Annotated in this window: 19 protein-coding genes; 5 read left to right on the top strand and 14 right to left on the bottom strand. The window is 65.9% G+C overall.

What is annotated here, in order from left to right; genetic code table 11:
• Positions 1 to 15: 15 nt before the first annotated feature.
• Positions 16 to 981 carry a TRAP transporter substrate-binding protein gene (locus ACZ7GB_RS04045; RefSeq protein WP_098410219.1) on the bottom strand — a complete coding sequence of 322 codons (966 nt, stop codon included), beginning with the start codon at positions 979 to 981 and terminating at the stop codon, positions 16 to 18.
• A 135-nt stretch (positions 982 to 1,116) separates the two neighbouring features.
• On the opposite strand from ACZ7GB_RS04045, the gene ACZ7GB_RS04040 reads away from it, so the two are divergent.
• Genes ACZ7GB_RS04040 through ACZ7GB_RS04030 form a run of 3 tightly spaced genes read left to right on the top strand, consistent with a single transcriptional unit; the run spans position 1,117 to position 3,666 of the window.
• Positions 1,117 to 1,887, top strand: coding sequence for a 5-oxoprolinase subunit B family protein (locus ACZ7GB_RS04040; protein ID WP_472157714.1), 771 nt, complete (start codon positions 1,117 to 1,119; stop codon positions 1,885 to 1,887).
• Positions 1,884 to 2,915, top strand: coding sequence for a 5-oxoprolinase subunit C family protein (locus tag ACZ7GB_RS04035; protein WP_472157713.1), 1,032 nt, complete (start codon positions 1,884 to 1,886; stop codon positions 2,913 to 2,915). The genes ACZ7GB_RS04040 and ACZ7GB_RS04035 overlap by 4 nt, the downstream gene beginning before the upstream one ends.
• Entirely contained in the window at positions 2,908 to 3,666 is a 759-nt protein-coding gene (locus tag ACZ7GB_RS04030; RefSeq protein ID WP_472157712.1) for a LamB/YcsF family protein, read from the top strand. The genes ACZ7GB_RS04035 and ACZ7GB_RS04030 overlap by 8 nt, the downstream gene beginning before the upstream one ends.
• A gap of 36 nt (positions 3,667 to 3,702) precedes the next feature.
• Here ACZ7GB_RS04030 and ACZ7GB_RS04025 read toward each other — a convergent pair whose 3' ends face one another.
• Both ACZ7GB_RS04025 and ACZ7GB_RS04020 read right to left on the bottom strand, forming a co-directional pair.
• Entirely contained in the window at positions 3,703 to 4,512 is an 810-nt protein-coding gene (locus tag ACZ7GB_RS04025; RefSeq protein ID WP_472157711.1) for a hypothetical protein, read from the bottom strand.
• A 33-nt stretch (positions 4,513 to 4,545) separates the two neighbouring features.
• A complete protein-coding gene (locus ACZ7GB_RS04020; protein ID WP_472157710.1) occupies positions 4,546 to 5,601 on the bottom strand; it encodes an AI-2E family transporter in 1,056 nt (351 codons plus the stop codon).
• A 359-nt stretch (positions 5,602 to 5,960) separates the two neighbouring features.
• Here ACZ7GB_RS04020 and ACZ7GB_RS04015 point away from each other — a divergent pair, with 359 nt between their 5' ends.
• Positions 5,961 to 7,409, top strand: a complete 1,449-nt coding sequence (locus tag ACZ7GB_RS04015; RefSeq protein ID WP_472157709.1) for an alpha,alpha-trehalose-phosphate synthase (UDP-forming) — start codon at positions 5,961 to 5,963, stop codon at positions 7,407 to 7,409.
• Position 7,410: 1 nt separating this feature from the next.
• Positions 7,411 to 7,917 carry a hypothetical protein gene (locus ACZ7GB_RS04010; RefSeq protein WP_078545965.1) on the top strand — a complete coding sequence of 169 codons (507 nt, stop codon included), beginning with the start codon at positions 7,411 to 7,413 and terminating at the stop codon, positions 7,915 to 7,917.
• A gap of 145 nt (positions 7,918 to 8,062) precedes the next feature.
• Here the strand turns inward: ACZ7GB_RS04010 and ACZ7GB_RS04005 are convergent, their stop codons facing one another.
• The 11 genes from ACZ7GB_RS04005 to ACZ7GB_RS03955 all read right to left on the bottom strand — a co-directional run bounded on the left by ACZ7GB_RS04005 (position 8,063) and on the right by ACZ7GB_RS03955 (position 20,581).
• Positions 8,063 to 8,551 carry a fasciclin domain-containing protein gene (locus ACZ7GB_RS04005; RefSeq protein ID WP_078569582.1) on the bottom strand — a complete coding sequence of 163 codons (489 nt, stop codon included), beginning with the start codon at positions 8,549 to 8,551 and terminating at the stop codon, positions 8,063 to 8,065.
• Between the two features lie 133 nt (positions 8,552 to 8,684).
• Positions 8,685 to 9,689, bottom strand: a complete 1,005-nt coding sequence (locus tag ACZ7GB_RS04000; RefSeq protein WP_472157708.1) for a DNA topoisomerase IB — start codon at positions 9,687 to 9,689, stop codon at positions 8,685 to 8,687.
• A 46-nt stretch (positions 9,690 to 9,735) separates the two neighbouring features.
• Positions 9,736 to 10,308: a nucleotidyltransferase family protein gene (locus ACZ7GB_RS03995; protein ID WP_078604039.1), complete on the bottom strand. Its 573-nt coding sequence runs from the start codon at positions 10,306 to 10,308 to the stop codon at positions 9,736 to 9,738.
• 3 nt (positions 10,309 to 10,311) lie between these two features.
• Positions 10,312 to 11,178 carry an XdhC family protein gene (locus ACZ7GB_RS03990; RefSeq protein WP_472157707.1) on the bottom strand — a complete coding sequence of 289 codons (867 nt, stop codon included), beginning with the start codon at positions 11,176 to 11,178 and terminating at the stop codon, positions 10,312 to 10,314.
• 40 nt (positions 11,179 to 11,218) lie between these two features.
• Entirely contained in the window at positions 11,219 to 13,414 is a 2,196-nt protein-coding gene (locus ACZ7GB_RS03985; protein WP_472157706.1) for a xanthine dehydrogenase family protein molybdopterin-binding subunit, read from the bottom strand.
• The gene (locus ACZ7GB_RS03980; RefSeq protein WP_472157705.1) at positions 13,411 to 14,433 is read right to left on the bottom strand and encodes an FAD binding domain-containing protein; all 1,023 of its coding nucleotides are present in this window, start codon (positions 14,431 to 14,433) and stop codon (positions 13,411 to 13,413) included. Before ACZ7GB_RS03980 ends, ACZ7GB_RS03985 begins: the two co-directional genes overlap by 4 nt.
• Positions 14,433 to 14,942: a 2Fe-2S iron-sulfur cluster-binding protein gene (locus ACZ7GB_RS03975; RefSeq protein WP_078599563.1), complete on the bottom strand. Its 510-nt coding sequence runs from the start codon at positions 14,940 to 14,942 to the stop codon at positions 14,433 to 14,435. Before ACZ7GB_RS03975 ends, ACZ7GB_RS03980 begins: the two co-directional genes overlap by 1 nt.
• Positions 14,943 to 15,147: 205 nt before the next feature.
• Entirely contained in the window at positions 15,148 to 17,388 is a 2,241-nt protein-coding gene (locus ACZ7GB_RS03970; protein WP_472157704.1) for a pyrroloquinoline quinone-dependent dehydrogenase, read from the bottom strand.
• Positions 17,385 to 17,756 carry a hypothetical protein gene (locus tag ACZ7GB_RS03965; protein ID WP_078569574.1) on the bottom strand — a complete coding sequence of 124 codons (372 nt, stop codon included), beginning with the start codon at positions 17,754 to 17,756 and terminating at the stop codon, positions 17,385 to 17,387. The genes ACZ7GB_RS03970 and ACZ7GB_RS03965 overlap by 4 nt, the downstream gene beginning before the upstream one ends.
• 197 nt (positions 17,757 to 17,953) lie before the next feature.
• Positions 17,954 to 18,973, bottom strand: a complete 1,020-nt coding sequence (locus ACZ7GB_RS03960) for an aldo/keto reductase (protein ID WP_472157703.1) — start codon at positions 18,971 to 18,973, stop codon at positions 17,954 to 17,956.
• 165 nt (positions 18,974 to 19,138) lie between these two features.
• A complete protein-coding gene (locus tag ACZ7GB_RS03955) occupies positions 19,139 to 20,581 on the bottom strand; it encodes an MFS transporter (RefSeq protein WP_472157702.1) in 1,443 nt (480 codons plus the stop codon).
• Positions 20,582 to 20,608 lie beyond the last annotated feature (27 nt).

Here is a 20,608-nt window from a genome sequence, read left to right as displayed (position 1 = left end):
CCGGATCGGGCGGGCTCAGTTGCCCTGATAGGCCTTGAGCACCTCAAGCGCGTCGGGGCTGGCTTTCTCTTTCCAGTTGGCCAGCATCTCGTCGCCGATCTTCTTCAGCCCGGCTTCAAGCTCGGGGCTGGGATCCACGATCGCCATGCCGTTTTCCTTCATCACGGCGGTCTTCTCGGCGGCCTCTTTCTCAGACATCTCCCAACCGCGGGTCTGCGCGGTGGCTGCGGCATCCATCACCGCCTTCTGCTCGTCTTCGCTCAGACGGTCGAAGGCGCGCTTGTTCACCACGACGATGTTCTTGGGCAGCCAGGCGTCGATCTTGGTGTAGGTGTCGACGAAGTCCCACGCCTTCGAATTCGCACCGGTCGAGGGCGAGGTGATCATCGCCTGTAGCTGACCGGTCGAGAAGGCCTGCGGAATGTCGACCGCTTCGACCTGCACGGGCGCGGCCTTGGCGAGCGTCGCGAATTCTTCCAGCGCCGGGTTATAGGCACGGAAGCGTAGCCCCGCGAGGTCATCGACGGACTTGATCTCGCCATTGGTATAGAGGCCCTGCGCCGGCCACGGCACCGAGAACAGCGGCATCAGGCCCTGCTTGTCGAGAAGCTTGGTGATGACGGGCTTCTGCGCCTCCCACAGCTTTTCGGCCTGATCGTAGCTGGTGGCGAGGAAGGGCTGGCTGTCGACGCCGAAAGCCAGATCCTCGTTCGAGAGCGTCGAGAGGAAGAATTCCCCAAGCGGCACCTGACCCGAGCGCACGGCGTTCTTGATCTCGGAATGCGGGAAGAGCGAGCCCGCCGAATGCACCTTGATCTCCAGTTTGCCGTCGGTCGCTTTCGACACGTCCTCGGCGAAATCGCGGATGTTCACGGTGTGGAAGGTGGTGTCGCCATAAGGCGTCGGCATGTCCCAGGTCTGCGCCTGAACGGCCGTGCCCAGCCCCAGCGCAACCGCGAAGCTTGCAGCAAATCTGATCATATCTCTCTCCTGTCGGGTCGCGGCGGAATTCGTGTCCGCCTCCTTTTCATAACGTTGACAAATTGTCAGTAAAATGAAATCAAAGTCAACGATAACTTTTTAGATCGCGGTCTGAGCCAGTGGAGATGCCCTGACATGATGCTCGAAGAAGCATTGCGGCCCGGAACGGCCCAAGCGCACAGGCCGCAGATTTTGCCGGCTGGCGGGAACGGGCTGCTCGTGCGGTTCGCGCTGGTCGCAGAGCCGCGCGCGATCGCGGCGGCGCAGAGCTTTCATCAGCGCGTGACGGAGAGCGATCTGCCCGGCCTGCGCGAAATCGTCCCGAGCCTCGTGTCGGTTCTACTGCGTTTCGATCCGGAGGCGGTAACGCGGGCCGAGATGGCCCAGCGGTTGGAGACCCTGCTGTCCGAGGCCGATTGGCAGAGTGCGGCACCGCATCCCGCGCAGCGTGTCTGGCATCTGCCCGTGGCGTTCGGTGGCGAACATGGTCCCGATCTAGAAGAGGCGGCGAAGCTTGCGGGTCTTTCCCCGCAGGCCGCCATCGACGAGATCACCGCGACCCCGCTGAGTGTCCTCGCCATCGGCTTCGCGCCCGGTCAGCCCTATCTGGGCCTGCTGCCCGAGCATTGGAATCTCGCGCGCCGGTCCGAGCTGAACCCGCGCGTTCCGAAAGGCGCGCTCTGCGTGGCGGTGCGCCAACTGGTCCTGTTCGCGAATGCGTCGCCCACCGGCTGGCATCAGATCGCGCAGACGGCCTTCGACGTATTCCGCCCCGACCAATCCGACCCCGTGCCGCTGCATGCGGGCGACGAGGTTCGCCTCGCGCCGGTCTCCGGCACCGAAATGGACGCGCTTTTGAAAGCGGGCGATCCGATGGGCGGCGCGCACTGCGAGGTGCGGTCATGAGCGGCGGATCGGTGATCCTGCGCGCCCTGGGGCCAAGCGTGAGCGTGCAAGACATGGGCCGCCCCGGCCGCATGGCGCAAGGTATCTCGCGCGGTGGCGCTGTCGATCCGCTCGCACTGGTCGAGGCGGCGGCGCTTCTGGGATCGCGCAGCCCGCTGCCCGCGCTGGAGATGGCGGTGAGCGGCGGGCGGTTCGAGGTCACGGCCCCGACGCGGATCGCGCTGACCGGCGCGCCGATGCAGGCGGAGCTTGACGGGCGCCCCTTGCGCTGGGGCGCGAGCCACAAGATCGAACCGGGCGAGGTGTTGTCGATCGGAGCCGCGCGCACGGGCATGTTCGGCTATCTCACCTTCGCGGGCGGGATCGAGACGCCCGAAGTGCTGGGCAGCCGCTCGGCGCATCTCGCCGCCGGGATCGGATCGGCGCTGGAGTCGGGTGCGCGCCTGCCGCTGGGCGTCGACCCCGAGCCTGATGCGCCCGCGATGGTTCTCACGCAGGACGACCGTTTCTCGGGCGGCACGCTGCGGATCATCCCGGGGCCGCAGACGGGCCTCTTCGACGAGGATACCTTCGCGCGGCTCACCACGACCGAATTCACCCGCGCACGGCAGGGCAATCGTCAGGGCGTGGCGCTCGAAAGCGATGCGCCTGCGCTGACCTCGGACATGGCCAAGGGGCTCGCCTCGGATGTGATCTTCGAGGGCGATATCCAGATGACCGGCGCGGGCACGCCCTATGTGCTGCTCGCCGAATGCCAGACCATCGGCGGCTACCCTCGGATCGGCACCGTGCTGCCCTGCGATCTGCCGCGCGTGGCCCAGGCCGCGCCGGGAACGAAGCTGCGGTTCAAAACGGTGACGCTGGACGAGGCCGACGCGCTGGCGCCGCGCTGGGAGACGCAGCTGCAGGCGCAACGCGCCAAGCTGCGCCCGCTGATCCGCGATCCGCACGACATTCATGATCTGCTCGGTTACCAATTGATCAGCGGCGTGACGGCAGGGCGCGAGTTGGAGGAAGAGAATGGCTAAGATCGACCTGAACGCCGATATCGGCGAAAGCTTCGGCCCGTGGGTGATGGGCAACGACGCGGCGCTGATGGAGGTGATCTCCTCGGCCAATGTCGCCTGCGGCTTTCACGCGGGCGATCCGGATGTGATGGCGCAGACGATGCGCGCGGCGGTGGCCAATGACGTCGGCATCGGCGCGCATCCGGGCTTTGCCGATCTGCAGGGTTTCGGGCGTCGCAGGCTTAGCCTCAGCGCCGAGGAACTGACCAATCTGGTGACCTATCAACTGGGCGCGGCGCAGGCGATGGCCCGCGCGGCGGGCGGCGCGGTGCGGCATTTCAAGCTGCACGGGGCGCTGTCGAACATGGCCTCGGAAAATGCCGAGATCGCGCGCGCCTGCTATGCGGCGGCGCTGAGGGTGCAGCCCGACATCATCCTCGTCGTGCTGCCGCAAACCGCGATGGAGCAGGTCGCGCGCGACTTGCAGGCCAATTGGGCTGGCGAGATTTTCGCCGATCGCGCCTATGAGGACGACGCCTCGCTGGTGTCGCGCTCGAAACCCGGTGCGGTTCTGCATGACGCCGAAGAGGTCGGCGCGCGGATCGAGACGATGCTGCGCAAGGGTGCGATCGTGACCGCGTCCGGCAAGGAAATTCCCTGCAAGATCGACACGGTCTGCCTGCATGGCGACGGGGCGGAGGCGCTGGCGATGGCGCGCGCGCTGCGCGGGCATCTGACCGGGGCCGGGTTCGAGATCGCGCCCTTCGGCTAAGCCGCGTTTGCCGTCAGATCATCTGTACGCACCGCATCACGCGCGGCGCGTCATGTCCTGTGGACACAGATCGTGGCGCTGCGCCCAATGCTGGAGCGTGTCGTCGAATTGCTCGGGCGGGACGCCTTCGAGCCCGGGAAATTCATGCAGGATAATCCGCAAAGCGCGGCGCTGATCCTCGGTGAGTCGGTCGTCGTGCCAGAGCCGATAGATGCCGCGCGGCAGGCGGCGCTCGGGTCTCGCGGTGCTGTAGAACAGCGCGAAGGGGATGGATTTCACCTGCGCCACGTAGCTTGATAATTGCGGCAGGAACTGCCCGGTGAACTCGTCGGAGCCGGGCGGGAAGACCTCGGCCAGCGCCATCACCGCACGGCCCTGCGCCGCCGCCTGCGTGGTGGAGAAGACAAAGCTTACCGCGAGCGTCAGCACCAGCATCCCTGTCACCCCCGTGATGACCGAGATCAGCGACCAACCGGTGCCTGCGGGCGTCGCGTAGCCGCCACCCAGCGTCGAGAGCAGATGCCCCGCATAAGAGAGGCTGTCACCGAAGCTCGCCGCGGGGAGCCCCTTGGTCGTCTCCAGAGACCGGGTCGTGGCGAAGAAGATCAGGCTCCAGCCGAACGCGACCATGATGATCCAGACGCCGCCGAGCCATGCCATCGTCACCGGGCCGCAGATGCGATGCGCGATCCGCGTTTGCCCGAAGCTGCGGATGCGCTTGAAGCCAAACCGCGCGACCGCCAGCGAGATTGCCCCGGACTGGCCCGCACCAAGCGCGCAGAGCAGAATGTCCCAAAGCGAGATCGCAACGATGGCGGCGCCGAGGAAGATCAGGAAAATGGTCACGGGAGGCTCCGAAAGTTGGAAGAGGGTGTGCGGTCAGGCGGTCTCGGGCCTGACCAGCGGCAGGTAGTGGCGCCGGGTCATCATCATCAGAACGGCCAGCAGCGGGGTCGCCAGCGCAAGGCCGAGAAGACCGAAGAAGCTGCCCATCAAAAGCTGGAAGGCGATGATGAGGGCCGGGGGCAGCGACATCGCCTTTTCCTGAATCTGCGGCGTGATCAGGTTGCTCTCGAGCGCCTGTACCGCGAGGTAGAGGACCACGACCCAAAGCATCGTCATCGGGCTGACCGTCAGGCCCATCGCCAAGGCGGGGATCGCCGACAGGACCGGCCCGATATTCGGAATGAAGGTCAGAAGCCCTGCAAGGATCGCAAGGATCGCGGCCAGCGGCACGTTCAGTAGCCACAGCCCGACAAAGGTCAGCAGGCCGATCACCGTCATCGAGATCAGCTGTGCAAACAGCCAGCCCGACAACGCCGCCCAGCCGGTGGCGAAGCTCGCGACGACCCAGTCACGCTTGGAGGAGGGGAACAGTGCTGCAATCCCGCGCCGATAAAGCTGCGGCTCCACCGCGCCATAGACGCCGATGAACAGGATCAGCATCGCGTTCCCGATCACGCCGATCGACATCATCACGGTCGTGGCGGCCCCCTTGCTCGACGGGGCGATGGAGCCGAGGTCGATCGAACGCGTGATCGAATGCAGCCAGCCATGCGAGTCGATGAAATCCTGCACCTGCTTCATCGCCTTGGGCAGGGCGGTCGTGAGCTGGTCGAGCTGATCGGACAGTCCCTGCGCGGCGTAGAGAAAGAACAGAACCGCGAGGCAGACCAAGATGATCGAATAGAGCGCGAGCCCCCAGCCTTCGCGGATATGCAGCCTGCGCGCGATGGCGTTGCCGCCCATCCGCAGGAAGACCGCGACCAGAAGTCCCGCGAAGACCAGCAGGAGGATATCGGGTGCAACCAGCACCAGAAGCGCGAAGATCGCGATCGGCAGCCAGAAGGCGATCCGCTCACGCGAGGCCTTCGCGCGCAGTCCGGCCGGCTTGGGGTCCGCATGGTCGGCGCGATGCGGTCCGGGGTCTGACATGGTGCTCTCCGTCGCGGCTTGTGTCGTGTGACAGGCCAACCTGTCGCGCGCGGCGTGGTTCCGTGCCCAAAGCGCGTCGCGGCGGAGAAATTGTCACCCGCCATGTGTCCGGCGCCGTATGCGCGCGAGCTGGGAGAGATGTCACAAAACATCGCGGAAGGGCTTGAAAATGTGTAAAAAAATGCATCCCGGTGAGCCGGTTGATTGTCTTATGTTAAAGATATGAACTTTTTTCGGCCGAGAGGCTGTTTTCGCCCTCAGAGAGAGGAACTGCCATGCGTAAGGAGGAGTTGCTCGGGCGAAACATCCCAACAGGGACAAACCCATTCAGCCGCCCAATTTCGGAGGTCTCTTTCGTCATGTCCGCCCGCCTCATCGTCGTCTCCAACCGTATCCCTTCCGAGGCCACGCCCTCGGGCGGGCTCGTGGTGGCGCTCCACGAGGCGCTGCGTGAGAAAGGCGGCATCTGGATCGGTGCGCATCCCGAGACGGGCCCGGAAGAGCCCGCACTCATCGATATGGGCGGGACGCAATATGACAAGCTCGCCTTCCGGCTGACCGAGGAAGACCGCGCGGCCTATTACCTGGGCTTCGCCAATTCCGTGCTCTGGCCGATCGCGCATCACCGCACCGATCTGGTCGAGATCAATCGCAGCTTCGACGAAGGCTACCTGCGCGTGAACCGCCGGATCGCGGAGCAGATGGCCGAGGTGATCTCGCCCGAGGACCACATCTGGATTCACGACTACCATTTCTTCCCGCTGGCGGAGGATCTGCGCAGGTTGGGTGTGACCAACCGCATCGGCTTCTTCCTGCATATTCCTTTCCCCAACATCACCGATCTCGATGTGTTGCCCGACCCGCCCGCCTTCGCGCGCTGGCTGGCGCATTACGATCTGGTCGGCCTGCAGACGCGGGCTGACGTGGCGCGATGCCTCGAGATGTTCCGCGCCGATCCGAGGGCAGAAATGCTGCCCAACGGCGCGATCAAATTCGGCGCGCAGGAGGTGTCCGTCCGGTCTTTCCCGATTGGCATTTCAGCTGAGAGCTTCGCCCGGGCGGCGCAGGACTGCGCGCCGCCGCCCGCGCACGAATTGTTCGGAGACGCCTATGTCATCGGCGTTGACCGGCTCGACTACTCCAAGGGCTTGCCGCAACGCTTTCGCGCGTTTGAGCGCTATCTGGAGACCTACGACACGGGGCCGCGCGCTTCGCTGGTGCAGATCGCGCCACCCTCGCGCGAAAGCGTCCGGGCCTATCAGGAGATCACCGCCGATCTGCAGCAGATCGCGGGTCAGGTGAACGGGCGCTTCGGCGAGGTCCATTGGGCGCCGATCCGTTTCCTGCACCGCCCGGTGCCGCGCGACGAGATCGCGGGGCTGCTGCGCGGCGCACGGGCGGCGCTGGTGACGCCGCTTGCCGACGGGATGAACCTCGTGGCGAAGGAATATGTCGCAGCGCAGGATCCGGAGGATCCGGGCGTGCTGGTGCTGTCGCGCTTCGCGGGCGCCGCCGAGGACATGACCGAGGCGCTGCTGGTCAATCCGCATGACGTCGACGAGACCGCCACGGCGATCCGTCGCGCTCTGACGATGCCGCTGGAGGAACGCCGCGCGCGCCACGCCGCCTGCATGGAAGTCGTCCACGCGACCGATACCGGTGCTTGGGCGCGCAGCTTCCTCGATCAGCTCGCCGCCTGCACACCCGCTTTGCGCATTACCGGACGCGCCGCCGAATGGCTTCGCGGCGAAGAGGGCCGGGAATTCGACCCCGGCGCGCATCGCTCTATTTCAAAGGAGGAGGTCTGATATGACCATGATGTCTAGAAATATGGAGCCGACCGCGTCAGAGGAGGGCGCGCTCGTTCTGATGCTCCACCCCGGAAATTGCGATCTCGATTGCCATGGGGCGTTCATCGAAGCTCTCAAGGGCGACCGTGCCCATATCGTTTGCCTGTCTCAGGAAGGCGGCGGGCGTGGCGAGTTGATCGCCCGGCTCGGTGCCTGTGGCGCGACGCCGATCTGTGCGTCTTTCCTGACCTATGAAGATGGGGCGCTGTCCGATCCCGAGGAGCATGGTTCGATCGCGCATGTGCTGTCTTACATCATGCAGGCGCACAATCTGACGCGGATTTTCGTGCCCAAGCACAATGGAGATCACGCGTGCCACAGCGCAATCGAGGCGATCGCGCAGAACCTGTCGCGGATGACCGATGCGCCGGTCATTCACGAGGAGGACCTGCCGAGCCAAAGCGAGATCGTTCCCGGCGGTGGCGATCCGAGCGGGAGCGGCACCCTTCTGAGCGCTTACGCCTGACCGACCCCGACCTGCGGCCCCGTGGGCACCTCAAAGAATAAACCGCCCGCGCATCCGAAGCTGCGCGAACGGTCCGGGAGCGGTCTGCCGTGAGGGGGACCTTCCGACAGACCTCCCCGTCACTGGGGCTTTTCACATAAGCCCATCACTCGGGCATGATCACCTTGTCGATCACGTGGATCACGCCGTTGCTGGCTTCGATATCGGCCTGGGTCACGCTGGCTTCATCGACCATCACGGCGGGGTCGGTTTTCACCATGACTTCCGAGCCCTGCACCGTCTTGGCCATCATCCCGTCGCTCAGATCGCCGGACATCACTTTGCCGGGCACGACGTGATAGGTGAGGATCGAGGTCAGCTTGTCCTTGTTCTCGGGTTTGAGCAGGTCGTCGACGGTGCCTTCGGGTAGGGCTGCGAAAGCCTCGTCCGTGGGGGCGAAGACGGTGAAGGGGCCTTCGCCCTTGAGCGTCTCGACCAGACCGGCGGCCTGCACGGCGGCCACGAGCGTCTCGAAGCTGCCAGCGTTGACGGCGGTGTCGACGATATCCATTCCGCCATGATTGTCGGCATGGGCGGGGGCGGAAACGAGTGCGGTACCGGCGAGCACTGCGGCCATGAAGGTTCTTCTCAGCATTCTCTTTCTCCCTGTGTTGGATCGTGGGCAGATCCGGTGGTGGATCGTGCAGGGGATACGGGAGATATGGCGATGCGGATCACGCGCGGCTCGCGATTTCGCGCTTCAATGTGAGGTTGCGTGAGCGGCGCGCTCATCGCATGCCGCCGTCGAGAAGGTGCAGAAGTTGCGCCTCGACCTTGCGCAGCCCGTCGACCGCAGGCGCAGTTTGCGCAAGAGCGACAAGCGCTTCCGGCTCCGCCTCGCTCAGCGCGATCACCTGCGGGTGGATGTAGGAGTTGCGCGCGATCGTGGGCGTGTTGTGCAGTCGCTCAGAGGCGGCCTCTGCCATCGCCTTGATCGTCACCCGCCCGTCATCCGCCTGACGCAGCGCGGCCTCCAAGGCTGCCGCCGATCCGTTCCACGTGCGGAAGGTCTTAGCGGTCAGCCCCTCGGCGCCGGTACGGTCGGCGAGGAAGGCGTTTACCTCCTCCGAGCGTATCGAATGCGGGTCGCCATCCTCGTCGATCCATGTGATCAGCTCTGCCCCGGGCAGATCGTCGAGCTGCGTCAGCGCGCGCTCCAACGTCCTGTCGCGCAGCTCGCTTTCGATCTTCGTGCCGCCCTTGCCGGTGAAGGCCAGCCGCAGCGTGCCGCCGTCGAGCGTCATATGCGCGCCGCGCAGCGTGGTCGCGCCGAAGCTGCGGTTCTCGCGAGCGTAATCGGCATTGCCGACGCGGATCGCGGCGCGGTCCAGCAGAGCCAGAACTGCGGCCAGCGCGAAGGCCCGATCCCCGGGATCATGGCCGCGCAGATCGCTCAGGATCGCCCGGCGCAGACGCGGCAGGACGGTGCCGAATTCCGCGAGCCGGTTGAACTTCCTCTGCGACCGAAACTCGGTCCAGTCGGGATGGTAGCGATATTGCTTGCGCGCCCGCGCGTCGCGGCCCGTCGCCTGCAGATGGCCGTTCTGCCGCGGGCAAATCCAGACATCTTCATAGGCGGGCGGCACGGCCAGTGCCTCGATCCGTTTGCGCTCTGTGCCGCGCGCGATGGTCGTCCCGTCAGGGGCCACATAGGAAAACCCGCGCCCGCAACGCCTGCGCGTGATGCCGGGTCGGTCATCGGGATAGTAGACGAGATCGGGCAGGTCTTTCATGGAGCGAAAACGCCGGGCGTATCGGCGCAGTTCCCGTTCCGCGCGCCTATTGTGGGGCGTTGCGAAGATCTTCAGGCCGGTCGATATCGCGGAGCGTGCCGGGCGGTAGCGCAACGCGTCGCAGGTCCGGCGCGCGACGCAGCAACGCCCCGGCGCCCCGGTCGCCTGTCAGCCGCAAAGCCGCACCGAACAGCCTGCGCGGGATCAGCGCCGGGGGCGCGAGGCGACCGTCCGAAGTGGCCATCGCCGGATGGGGGCCGGGTGTCTTGAGAAGCTGGCGCAGATGCGCGCGCGAGACCTCGGGCATATCGCCGAGAACGATCAGCAGATGGCTCGCGCCACTGGCTTGAGCAGCGCGGATCGCGCGGTGCAGGCTCGCGCTCTGGGCGCGCCCCGCTCCGATGCAGAGAAGGTCGAGGCCCGCGCCACGCAGCTCTTTGGGAAGCCCGGGGCTGCGGGTGATCGCAGCGCGTCGCGCGAGGCCAAGGCCCCGAAGCGTCTTCACGGACCGCAGCACAAGCGCGGCCTCTCCGCCCGCGCGCGCGGCCAGCTTATCCCGCGCGCCGAAGCGCCGCGACGCGCCTGCCGCCAGGACCACGCCCATGATCTTGCGCGCCAAGTCTCAGACCCGCGCGAGTTGCAGCACTTCGGCCAGCACCGAGACCGCCAGCAAGCGCGGCTCGCGCGCCTGTTCGATCAGGCCGACCGGACCGCGCAGCCGCGAAATCGCGGCCTCCGACAGCCCCTTGCGACGTAGCGCCACCGCGCGCTGGCGTGCCGTGCGACGGCTGCCCTGCGCGCCGATGAAGAAGGCGTCGCTTTCCAGAAGCTGGGCGAGGATCGGGATTTCCCGGTCGTGATCGTGGAAGAACAACAGCGCCGCCATGCGCGGGTCGGGCGCGATGTCTCCAAGCGGATTGCTGCGCCGGAATTCGTGGCTCGTCACGCCGGGCAGACTTACTGGATCGGGCATGATGAGATCGGCCTGATAGCCTGCGCCCGCGGCGAGCTGCGCAAAGGTTTCGGCCTCCACCCCAGTGCCGAAAATCACGAAACGCGGCTCGGGCACGAGGTGCAGGCTCAGATCGGTCTCGGGTTGCGGCTCGAGTGTCAGGGTGCCCTGCGTGCCCGAGAGGTGCAGCGACAAAGGCATCCGAGCGTCAATCGCTTCGGCCATGCGCTCCTGATCGGCGACGGGCGGGGCAGGGATCACCGTAATGTCGAGCGCCCCGCCACAGGGCAGAACGAGGTCGATGAAGGGCGAGCCCTCGCCGTAGCGCAGATGCCGGGTGCAGCCGTCCTGCGCGACCTTGTTCAGGTGGTGTTCGATATCGGCATCGATGCAACCCGCTGAGAGATGGCCGCGAATGTCGCCCCGATCATCGAGGCTCATCGTAGCACCGAGGGGGCGATAGCCCGCCCCCTCGATCCGTGTCAGAATGGCCAGCGCGGCCAGCCGTCCCGGCGCGGGCAGTGGCATTTCCGCCATGCCCAACCGAGTTTCAGCGCGCGCACGCTGGCGAAGCGGACTACCGTCCATTTGCAAACCCCTTGAGAACTTTGTCGGGCGTGGCCGGATAGTGGCGCAGCCGCACGCCCGTCGCATTGTGGATCGCGTTGATCACCGCGGCCCCCGCACCCGAGATGCCAAGCTCACCCACGCCTTTGGACTGGATCGGGTTCGCCTCGTCATCGCGCTCGGGCAGGAACACCACTTCCATCTCGCGCGGGATATCTGCGTGCGACGGAACGTGGTAATTCGCCAGATCGCGCGTGACGATATGGCCGGTGCGCGGATCGTGGCCAAGCTCTTCGTGCAGTGCCGAGCCGACGCCCCAGACCATGCCGCCGACGGCTTGGCTGCGCGCGGTCTTCTCGTTGAGCACGCGACCGATGCCGAGCACGCCGAGCATCCGGCGCACGCGCACCTCGCCCGAGACCTCGTTCACCGCGACTTCGGCAAAATGGGCGCCGAAGCCGGCAGAGAAGTGGCTCTTGGCGGTCTTGCCGCCTTCGATTTTGCCCTCGGCGCTGATCGGATCGCTTAGCAGATCGACCAGTTTCGCGGTCTTGCCGCCGCCCGAAACCTCGCCATTGCCAAGGCTCAACTCTTCGAACTTGCAGCCGAGCTTGTCGGCAAGCTGCTCGCGGATTTTGCGTGCGGCGAGGAAGACCGAAGACCCCGACGACGACGCCCCGAAGGAGCCGCCGGACCCGGAGGCCCCCGGCAGGTCGCTATCTGCCAGATGGACCGAGACCTTGTCGATCGGCAGGCCCAGCATCTCGCCCGCGATCTGGCCGAGGATGGCGTAGCTGCCGGTGCCGATATCGGTCATGTCGGTCTCGACCAGAGCGCCATCCGCGCTCAGCGTCACGCGCGCCGCCGATGGCACGAGGAAGTTCGCCCGCCCCGCAGCCGCGACGCCCATGCCGATCAGCCATTCGCCTTCGCGACGCGTTCCGGTTTCCGGGCGCCGATCCCAGCCGAAGCGCTTCGCGCCTTCGCGCAGGCTGTCTTCCAGCGCGCGGGCCGAATAGGCCTGACCGGTGTCCGGGTGCTTTTCGGGGATGTTGCGCAGGCGCAGTTCCACCGGGCAGAGACCCAGCTTCTCGGCCAGCTCATCCATCGCGGTTTCCAGCGCGAAGGTGCCAACCGCTTCGCCCGGCGCGCGGACCGAGCCCGTAGGCGTGCGGTGGTTGCGCGAGATGTGCTGACGCATCACCCGGTTGGGCGCGTCATACATGAAGCGGCTCGCGGCATTGACCGGTTCGGAGAAGGCTTCCTCTTCGAGATTGGAGACACGATCTTCGTGCCCGATCCCGGTCAGCTTGCCGCTCGCGTCCGCCGAAAGGCGCAGGCGCTGCCATGTCTCGGTCCGGCGCAGCACGGCATCGAAGACGGTCTGACGGCTCAGCACGATGCGCACCGGACGGTCGAGTTCGCGCGCGGCAAGCGCCGCCGCGACATGCTCGGAGGAAATGCCCAGCTTGGAGCCGAACCCGCCGCCCACATAGGGCGCGAGGATGTGGACCTTGTCGGACTCGATGCCAACCGCATCGGCCAATTCCTCTTTGTTGAAACGAACCATTTGCAGCGAGCCATGTAGAACGAGGCGACCGTCCTTCCACTCGGCGATACCCGCATGCGGCTCCATCGCCGCAGCGACGTGGCCGGCGGTGGTGTATTCGAGATCGACCGATTGCGCGGCTTTCTCCATTGCCGCGTCGAGATCGCCCTGAATGCTTTCCCGCTTCTCGTTCAGCTCGAGCTCCACGCCCGCCGGATCGACCGGTGCGCCGGGGTTCTGCTCGTAGCTGATCTTGATCCGGGCCGCGGCGTCGCGCGCAGTCTCGAAGCTTTCGGCCACGACGAGACCGATGGGCTGACCGTGATAATCGACGCGGTCGCCGGGCTGCACGGGCGCGGCGCCCGCCATGCCCTGCGCCGGGTTGCGCACGAATTCCGGGCCATGGAACAGACCCAGATAGCCGGGGAGCTTCTTCGCCTCCGTCTCATCAAAGCCGGTGACCTTGCCGCGCGTGATCGTGGCGCGCAGCATCACGCCATGCACCATGCCTTCAGGCTTGAATTCGGCCGCATAGGTCGCGGTGCCGGTCACTTTCAGCTTGCCCTCGGGGCGGTCGAGCGGAGCGCCCACCAGCCCCTGTTTGGTTTCGTCGAGCAGCCGCGGCTGCGCTTCATCCATCGTGAACGTGTCGCTCATGCCAGCGCCTCCACCTTGTCCGTTCCGGTCGAGGCCGGGGCCATGCCCGTCGCCTCGCGCATCACCGCGATCAGCGCGCGGCGGGTCATTTCGCGTTTGAAATCGTTGCCCTCATCGGTGACCGCTTCGGCCAGAAGCGTATCGGCGGCCTTGCCGAACAGCTCCTCCGACGGGGTCTCGCCTTCGAGCATCGCATTGACCTGCGCATCCGCCCAGGGGCGCGGCCCGATGCCGCCGAAGGCGAGCGAGGCCTGCTTGATCGTCTCGCCCTCCATCTCGACCACGGCGGCGACCGAGACGAGCGCGAAGGCATAGGACGCCCGGTCGCGGATCTTGCGGTAGCTTTGCGTCGCGTTCGGCTGCGGGGCAGGGAGGATCACGGCGGTAATGATCTCGCCCGGCTTCAGGCTCGTCTCCACTTCCGGCGTTTCGCCGGGAAGTTGATAGAGTTCGTCCATCGCCACGGTGCGGGTTGCTCCATCGGTGCCGCGGATTTCCACCTGCGCATCGAGCGCGCGCATCGCCACCGCCATATCGGAGGGATGTGCGGCACTGCAGGCGGCCGAGGTGCCCAGGATCGCGAGCATGCGGCTGACACCGCCCTTGGCGGCGCAGCCTGCGCCGGGGTCGCGCTTGTTGCAGGCCATTGCCGGGTCGTAGAAATAGGGGCAGCGCGTGCGTTGCAGCAGGTTGCCGCCCGTGGTCGCCTTGTTGCGGATCTGACCCGAAGCGCCCGCCAGCAGCGCGCGCGACAGCACCGGATAGGCGCGGCGCACCTGCGGATCGGCGGCGAGATCGGCGTTGCGCACCAGCGCCCCGATCTTCAGCCCGCCCTCATGCGGCTCGATCTTGTCCAGCCCGTCGATATTGTTGATGTCGATGACCGTCTCGGGGGTCATCACCTGCAGTTTCATCAGGTCCAGCAGGTTGGTCCCGCCCGCGATGAACTGCGCGCCGTCACCCGCCTTGGAGGCCGCGTCATCGAGTGTATTTGCGCGAAGATAGTCGAAAGGTCTCATTACTTCTCCTCCGCCTCGGCCACGCGCGAGATGGCCTCGCGGATGAAGGGATAGGCCGAACAGCGGCAGAGATTGCCGCTCATCCGCTCGGCAATCTCGGCATCGCTCAGCTCGGACTTGCCGGTGAGGCTGTCGCTGACATGGCTGGGCGCACCCTCGGCGGCCTCTGCCAGCATCCCGGTAGCCGACATGATCTGCCCCGGTGTGCAATAGCCGCATTGGTAGCCGTCGCAGGAGACGAATTCCTGTTGCAGCGGGTTGAGATTTTCGGGCGTGCCGAGCCCTTCGATGGTGGTGATCTCGGAGCCTTCATGCATCACCGCGAGGCTGAGGCAGGAGTTCACCCGCCGCCCGTCGACGAGCACCGTGCAGGCGCCGCATTGGCCATGATCGCAGCCCTTTTTCGAGCCGGTGAGTTCGAGATGGTCGCGCAGTGCGTCGAGCAGCGTCACCCGCGGGTCGAGGTCAAGCGCGCGGGCCTCGCCATTGACGTGAAATGAAACCTTCATGGGGTCCCCCTTGTCCGGAATTCAGGTTTGGCGCAGCCGTTTGGGGAGGCGGGCGTTCAAACCAGCTTAATGGGGAACCCCGCGCGCGCGGAACGGTTCCTGCGAGAAAACCCTCACGTTGCGGTGAGGGCTTTAGGGACGCTCTTTGCGTCGGGGCAGGGGGGCGTGCGTCGTGCCACGCCCCCGCGATGTGTTTACGCCGCGATCAGTTCTCCGGCAGCGCGTAGACGGCCACCAGATCGCCCACGGTGGGCTTCAGGATCGAGTTGCCGCCCGAGATGAAGGCCACGTATTCGCGCCCTTTATACTCGTAGATCGCCGGGTTCGCGACGACCGGGGCTTCGAGCTGCGAGGACCACAGCTCCTTGCCGGTCTGGATGTCATAGGCGCGCGCCTTGGCATCCATCGTGGCCCCGATGAAGATCAGCCCCGACTTGGTCACCGCCGGACCGCCGATCGTGGGCGAGCCCATGCTCTCGGGCATGAAGAACCCGTATTTCTGCGAGCTGCCGAGCGGCTTGCGCCATTTCACGTCGCCGGTATGCATGTCGATCGCGACCAGCTCGCCAAACGGCGGTTTCCAGCACGGCATCCCGAGCGAGTTCAGCGCGTTGCCCAAGCTCATGCCGTAGGGCGCGCCTTTCTGCGGGTAGAAGCCGTTCTCGTTGCCCGAACCACCGGCGTTCTGCTCGTAGTCCTGGCGCTCCCAGAGTTTGATATATTGCACGATGTGGCTCGTGTTCACGACTGCGATCTGCGCGTCGGGATCGAAGGCCACGCCGCCCCATTGCACGCCGCCCGCACTGTCGGGATAGGCCAGCGTTCCTTCGCCCTTGGTGGTGGGCGGGGTGTACATCCCCTCATAGGTGAGGTTGTCGAACAGCTTCGAGCAGGCCCCGCCGGAGACGAGATCGGCGATGCCCCAGACCTCGGGCTTTTTCGACTGGTCGAGAAGCGGCGCGGGTTTGGTCGGGAAGGGCTGGGTCTTGGCATAGACCTCGCCTTTCACGCTGCCGTCGCCTTGCGGGACGGGACGTTCCTCGATCGGCCAGACATCCTCGCCGGTCTCGCGGTTCACGACGAACAGGAAGCCCATCTTCGTGCCCTGCATAAGCGCCGGGATTTCCTTGCCGTCGACGGTGATGTCCATCAGCGTCGGGGCGGAGTTGATGTCATAGTCCCAGATGTCGTGATGCACCCATTGGCGCGACCAGACGACCTTGCCGGTATCGAGGTCGAGCGCGGTGGTCGAGGTGGCATAGGGGATCTGCTCGGTCCGGTTGCCGCCCCAATAGTTCGGCGAGGGCGAGGCCACCGGCAGATAGACCATGTTCAGGCCCGGATCGACGGACATCGCGGTCCAGACGTTCGCGGTGCCGGTCTTGCGGCGGATATTCTCGGGAAGGGTCTCGAAGGACCATTGCAGCTCCCCGGTCTGCGCATCGACCGAGAAGACCGCGCCCGGAGGAGCCTCTGCCGACTCCCAGTCCTGACCGGCCCAGCCAAGGATCAGGTGATTGCCCGCAACCGTCGGCGGCTGCAGCACGGAAAGCGGGAAGCTGTCATTGACCGTGTTCCACTTATCCACGTTGAGCACGCCATCCTCGCCGAAATCGGGGCAAGGCTTGCCGGTATCGGCGTCGAGCGCGAAGAGCTGCGCATCCATCGTGCCGATATAGACGATCTTCTGGCACACCTTGCCCGCGACCGGGTTCTCGGCCTGCCAATAGGCGACGCCGCGGTTCTTCAGCGCGGGCTGGGTCAGCGCCTCCAGCTTGGATTTCGTGTCGAAGGCCCATTTCTGCTCGCCCGTGGCCGGGTCGAGCGCCAGCACGCGATAGAAGGGCGTGCCGATATAGAGCGTGTCATTGGCGAAGATCGGCGTGGCCGACCAGACGGTGGCGGGCTTGTCGCCCGAACCGTCCGAGACGTCGCCGGTATGGACCTGCCAGACCTTCTCCAGGTCACCCACATTGTCCGGATTGATCTGGGTCAGCGGCGAATATTTCTGTGCGGAGAGCTGGCCGTGGAAGCTGTTCCAGACGGGCTGCTCGGGCACCAGCGGCGTGCCGTTGCGTTCACGCGGGCCGCTGGCGAGCATCGGTTGGGCCACGCTCTCGGCGACCGGCTTGGGCTGATCGGCATTGGCGTCGGGGCCGGGCGGCGTGGCCTCGTTGGCCGCGGGATTGTCGGTCTGCTGATCGGTGCCGGACTGGCTACCGGTGTCGCTGGTGCTGCCAGTATCGGAGTTGGTGTCGGTGCCAGTGTCGGACGTCGTAGCTGCGTCCGTGGTCGCCGAAGTGCCGGTATCGGTCGAGCTGCTGTCGGTAGAGGTCGCGGTGCCGCTGTCGGTTGCGGTGCTGTCGGTCGCGGTCGTGTCCTGCGCGTACCCGGCGGCAGCAAAGAAGGCGAGGGCGAAGGCGAGCGAGACGGTCTTGCGGTTCATGCGTAGGCTCCTTTCGAACGCGCGCCCCGGCTCGAGGCGATGTCGTAGATAAGGCCGATCAGCACGACGCCCATCGCCGCGATCAGCCACCATTCGTGGAGGAAATAGGCGGCCGCTGCGGTGCCCAGCAGGCCGAGCGCGACGAGGACGCGCAGAATCGTGCGGATCGCTCCGGGTTCGGTCATCTGGATCACGATCCCTGCGAGTGCGATCAAAATGGAGGAGGCGATCACCAGCCCCGCGCCGAATGTGCCGGTCACGCCGGTCAGGGGGGTGACGTAATTCCAGATCGCGATGGCGGCGCCGATCAACGCCCCCAGAACAATCAGGATGCTGCGTGGCCGTGATGCTGAGCGGGAATGTGCCAAAGGAACTCTCCTTGGTAAGTGCTTTCCCGCTCAACGCGCTCTGTGTCTTTTGAGGTCCATGAAAAAGTGAACCGATTTGAGGCCGCTGCGTACGCGTGCATCGATTGCGGCTCCGGTCGCAGACATGAAAAGGCGCGCCAAGGCAGGGTTGGCCAAGCCAACACCCGCCCGGGCGCGCCGATCGGTTCGCTTCGTGCTTAGCGCTGGCGGTAGCCGCCCTGACGCTCCAGCATCCAGCCCGGATATTCGGCGGGCAGGGCGCTGACCTTGTCGAGGGTCTCCAGCTCTTCCGCGTCGAGCGTGATCTCGGTCGCGGCGATATTGTCGGTCAGCTGGTCCTTGCGCTTCGCACCGACGATGACGCTGGTGACGACCTCCTGATGCAGAAGCCATGCCAGCGCGATCTGCGCCACGCTCGCATCGCGCTTCTCGGCCATCGGGCGCATCGCGTCGATCGCGTTATGGGCGCGGTCCTTCTCGACGGGCGGGAAGTCGAAATTGGCGCGACGCCCGTCGGAGCCCTTGCCGTCGCGGTCGTATTTCCCCGAGAGCAGACCGCCTGCAAGCGGGCTCCAGACCATCAGGCCCATGTCGGTGTCGCGCAGCATCGGCACGACTTCGCGCTCCAGATCGCGCCCGGCGATCGTGTAATAGGCCTGCAGCGACAGGATCGGGGCGAGCTTGCGCGCCTCGGCGATGCCGATCGCCTTCATCACCTGCCATGCGGCCCAGTTCGACAGGCCGATATAGCGGACATGGCCATGCTGCACGAGCGTGGTCAGCGCCTCCAGCGTCTCCGAGATCGGCGTCATCGGGTCGAAGCCGTGGATCTGGTAGAGGTCGATATGGTCGAGCTGCAGCCGCTCGAGGCTCTGCTTGCACTGCTCCATGATGTGATAGCGCGAGGCGCCGCGCTGGTTGATGCCCTCGCCCATCGGGCCGAGCACCTTGGTCGCGATGACCACCTCGTCGCGCGCGATGCCGAGATTGCGCAGGCTCTGACCGAGGATGCGCTCGCTCTCGCCGCCCGCATAGACATTCGCGGTGTCGATGAAGTTGATGCCCGCGTCCACCGCGGTTTTCACGAGGCCGTCGGCATCATCCTGACGTAGCTGGCCGATCTGGCCCCACATGCCCTCCGAGCCGCCGAAGGTCATCGTGCCGAGGCAAAGTTCCGAGACGAGAAGGCCGCTGGGGCCAAGAGGTCTGTAACGCATGGATCGCTCCTTTCGCATCTGTCGGGGGCCAGGTTCGGACGGCCCCTCTGGGTTGGGTAGATGGGGCGCGCGGCGCTCGGGGCGAGGGTCGCGTGACAGTTGTGGCGCACGATCATGTCATCGCGTGCGAGGCAGGAAGGGGATGGCGCGGGGGGCGCCGCCCGCTCAGTCTTTGGCGCGCTCGATCTTCATCGGCGTGAACCACGGTGTGAGGATCACCACGCTCGCGATGACCATTGCGTAGCCGATCGCCGACATCATCGCGCCGCGATAGGCCTCGTGATCGCCCGGTTCCGCGCCGCCCAGCATGCCGAAAAAGATCCCGCCCATGATCGCGATGCCGAAGGAGATGCCGACCTGCCGGATCGCCTGCACCGCGCCCGAGGCCGAGCCGCTGTCGTTGCTATCCGCCGCCGAGAGCGAGACCTGAAATAGCGGCGAGACGGTGTTGCCCAGGCCAAAGCCGCCAAAGAAGAACCAAGGTGCCATTCGCCACCAGCTGATCGCGTCGCCCATCGTCCAGATTGCCCACAGCTGCCCTGCGAAGCCCGTCGCGATGAGGATGCCGCCGCCCATCACGCGCCAGCGGACCCAGCGCGACCCGAACCAGCCGGTCGTGGCCGAGGCGAGCAGCACGCCCAGCGGGAAGGGCGTCGTCGTCAGCCCCGATTGCAGGGGCGTGAGCCCGTAACCCGCCTGAAGATAAAGCGCCATGGTGAAGAAATAGCTCGGCACCGCGGTGAACAGCGCCGCGTTCAGAAGGCTCCCCGACAGGAACGAGCCAGAGCGCAGCAGCCGCATCGGCAGAAGCTGGGGCGCGTTGCGTTCTTCCTGATGCCGCTGCCAGCGAATGAAGACCCAGCCAAGGATCGGCGCGGCGATCACCATCGGATACATCCATCCCTGCCAGCCGATCGACGGTGCTTCTACCAGCGGGAACAGAAGCGCCAACGTTGCCACGGCGGCGATCGCGATGCCCACCTTGTCGATGCCCAGCTTGCGGTTGCCCTCGCCCTTGGGCACCAGCATCAGCGCCGCGATGAAGGCCGCGATGCCCAGCGGAATGTTCACGAGGAAGATCGGCCGCCAGCCCAGTCCGTAGATGTCAGCGGTCAGGAGCAGCCCGCCCACGATCGGCCCCGCGACCGAGGCCAGCCCGGCGGTCAGCGCGAACAGGCCGAAGGCCGCGCCGCGTTGCTCCGGCGGGAACAGCCGCGGCACCAGCGCCAGCGTTTGCGGCGTCATGATCGCAGCGCCCACGCCCTGCACGATGCGCGCGGTGACCAGCGTCCCGATCCCCGGCGCGATGCCGCAGATCAGCGAGGCGGCAGTGAATAGCGCGATGCCCGACACGAACAGCTTGCGCCGCCCCAAGAGGTCGCCCATCCGTCCCGCCGGCAGCAGCAGGATCGCGAAAGAGAAGGTGTAGCCCGCGACGATCCATTCGATCAGGTTCGGCGGGGCCGCCAGCTCGTTCTTCATCGAGGGTAGGGCGACATTGACGATCGTGATGTCGATCAGGTTCATGAAATTCGCCAGCAGCAGCACGGCTGCAGCCGCCCAGCGGCGTGCGGGCGAAAGTGGGGTCTTCTGGTCGGTCTCGGCCATTCGGGGTCCGTTCTCTCGGGGCTGTAA

Source organism: Thioclava sp. PTB-PU3-1 (genome assembly GCF_055666785.1).
Note: the sequence above shows the minus strand (reverse complement) of the source record. Positions and strands in the feature narration are given on the sequence as shown.